Annotated in this window: 1 protein-coding gene and 1 riboswitch; the gene reads left to right on the top strand. The window is 63.9% G+C overall.

What is annotated here, in order from left to right; all coding sequences use genetic code 11:
* The first annotated feature begins 93 nt into the window (after positions 1-93).
* Positions 94-180: riboswitch (glycine riboswitch) on the top strand.
* A 148-nt stretch (positions 181-328) separates the two neighbouring features.
* A partial coding sequence (gene gcvT / locus EOA86_RS34835; protein ID WP_128345641.1) for a glycine cleavage system aminomethyltransferase GcvT occupies positions 329-1,348 on the top strand: 1,020 nt, incomplete at its 3' end.

Consider the following 1,348-nt stretch of genomic DNA (forward strand, 5'->3'; position numbering starts at 1 on the left):
GTTAGCGAAGACTTGTCGGTAAGGTGTCGCTGGGAGGTGACAAGGTGTCGCCCGCAGGCTATGGATGGCGAGTCGAGGGCTCAAATTGAGTCCTACCAGTTTGCGGGAGAGAGCAGCGAGAGCTGCCGCCGAAGGGGAAATCGCCCGAAATCTCTCAGGCAAAAGAACCGTAGACAGGAAAGACACTCTGGAAAGTCGGGGCTTGCCCCCGCGCCGAAGGTGTAAGCGCTGCCGACAGAGTTACGGGGCGCGAGTCTCTCAGGCTTCAGACAGAGGGGCACGGACTGGTCGCCACTCGCGGCCGATTGCGTGCGACTCTGGAGACGACATGACGGGCGACGACACCAAACACCTTCCCCTCGAAGACCTGCACGCGGCCGCCGGTGCGCGCTTTGGCGCGTTCGCCGGCTGGTCGATGCCGCTGACCTATCCGGCCGGCGTGATGAAGGAGCACCTTCATACCCGCGAGCATGCCGGCCTGTTCGACATCTCGCACATGAAGCTGTTCGAGATCAATGGCTCGGGCGCTGAAGCACTGCTCAATCGTGCCTGCCCGTTCGACGCCGGCGCGCTTGAAGTTTCCCAGTCCAAATACACGTTCTTTCTCAATGAAGCCGCCGGCATCCTCGACGATCTGATCGTCACCAGGCTCGGCCAGCAACGCTTCATGGTCGTCGCCAATGCCGGCAATGCCGAAGCCGACGAAAAGCACCTTCGTGGGCTTGCCCTGGATGTTGAGGCAAAGGGGGATTTTGATGCCAAGATCGATGCACTCGACCGCGTCTTCCTGGCGGTCCAGGGGACTGAAGCCTGGGCCGCCCTGTCCCGCGCCGGCATCGAGACCGGCTCGCTGCTGTTCATGCACGGCTTTGAGCCCCGCGAAAACTGGTTCATGAGTCGGTCGGGCTATACCGGTGAAGACGGTTTCGAGATCGGCCTGCCGGAAGCGGATGCGCGAAATCTCGTCGCCAAGCTACTCGAGGACGAGCGCGTGATGTGGGTTGGGTTGGCCGCGCGAGACAGCCTGCGGCTCGAAGCAGGGCTGTGCCTGCACGGGCTGGACATCACGCCTGAGATCGACCCGGCCAGCGCCGTGCTGATGTGGGCGATCCCAAAGGAGGTTCGCGCCTCTGGCGCTTTCATCGGCGCCGACGCATTGCGTTCAATCCTGGAGCGCGGCCCGGCGCAGAAACGCGTCGGACTGAAGCCGGAAGGCCGCCAGCCGGTGCGCACCGGCGCTGCCCTTTTCGACACCGACGGCAATCCCGCCGGCCACGTCACCTCCGGCGGCTTCGGCCCCTCGGCCGCTCATCCGGTCGCCATGGGTTACGTGCAGACGTCGCTGGCC

Source organism: Mesorhizobium sp. M5C.F.Ca.IN.020.32.2.1, assembly GCF_004023105.1.
Classification (GTDB): domain Bacteria; phylum Pseudomonadota; class Alphaproteobacteria; order Rhizobiales; family Rhizobiaceae; genus Mesorhizobium; species Mesorhizobium wenxiniae.